General features: G+C 50.0%; 2 tRNA genes. Both read right to left on the bottom strand.

The features are described 5' to 3' along the window. Nucleotides 1–82 precede the first annotated feature (82 nt). Nucleotides 83–158, bottom strand: a tRNA-Ala gene (locus VF684_RS20970). A 16-nt stretch (nt 159–174) separates the two neighbouring features. After that, a tRNA-Ile gene (locus VF684_RS20975) sits at nt 175–251 on the bottom strand. Nucleotides 252–308 lie beyond the last annotated feature (57 nt).

Consider the following 308-nt stretch of genomic DNA (forward strand, 5'->3'; position numbering starts at 1 on the left):
AACTTCATAAAGAAGTCAAAGACATAGATTGAACATCGTTCAACGCATGGCTTTTGCTTCTCGCAAAATTCAGTACCGATTATGGTGGAGCTATGCGGGATCGAACCGCAGACCTCCTGCGTGCAAAGCAGGCGCTCTCCCAGCTGAGCTATAGCCCCATAATCGGGAACGAAGTGGTGGGTCTGAGTGGACTCGAACCACCGACCTCACCCTTATCAGGGGTGCGCTCTAACCACCTGAGCTACAGACCCACTTCGTGTACTGTCTCTAAACTTGAATCAAGGCAATCTGTGTGAACACTCAACAAC

This window comes from Aeromonas sp. Lyrl_2 (genome assembly GCF_051948815.1).
GTDB classification, from domain to species: domain Bacteria; phylum Pseudomonadota; class Gammaproteobacteria; order Enterobacterales; family Aeromonadaceae; genus Aeromonas; species Aeromonas veronii.